This is a genomic window from Terrisporobacter petrolearius (genome assembly GCF_020748185.1).
Lineage (GTDB): Bacteria > Bacillota > Clostridia > Peptostreptococcales > Peptostreptococcaceae > Terrisporobacter > Terrisporobacter petrolearius.
The window spans coordinates 1-551 of sequence record NZ_JAHZMO010000116.1 but is presented as its reverse complement, the minus strand read 5'-3'; the positions used below and the strand labels follow the sequence as shown (position 1 = coordinate 551).

The 551-nt window shown below is 41.6% G+C and carries 1 protein-coding gene; it reads left to right on the top strand.

The window, feature by feature from the left end:
* Window positions 1-551 (top strand): transporter substrate-binding domain-containing protein (locus K0040_RS22375; protein ID WP_228110423.1); only part of this gene is annotated, 551 nt, incomplete at both ends.

Genomic DNA, 551 nt, shown 5'->3' with positions numbered 1-551 from the left:
TTACATCGAATATCGTGGCATCAGTAGTAACAACCGTGTCACACTTGATCCAGTACGTCTGAGCAACAAGGAATTACGTTGGTTAGCGAGCAAAAAAAATCTTGTGATTGCAGTACACAAGTCCCAAACGGCTACCTTGTTGCATACCGATTCGCAGCAACAGGTTCGTGGTATTAATGCTGATTATTTAAATCTTTTAAAAAGAGCGTTAAATATCAAATTAACACCCCGGGAATACGCAGATCATCAAAAAGCAATGGACGCGCTGGAAGAAGGTGGAGTCGATATAGTGTTATCACATTTAGTTACTTCGCCGCCTCTTAATAATGACATTGCTGCAACCAAACCATTGATAATTACCTTTCCGGCGCTGGTAACCACCCTTCACGACTCAATGCGACCGCTTACCTCACCAAAACCAGTAAATATTGCTCGGGTAGCAAATTACCCCCCAGACGAGGTAATTCATCAATCATTTCCAAAAGCAACAATTATCTCTTTTACAAATTTATATCAGGCATTAGCATCCGTCTCAGCTGGGCACAATGATT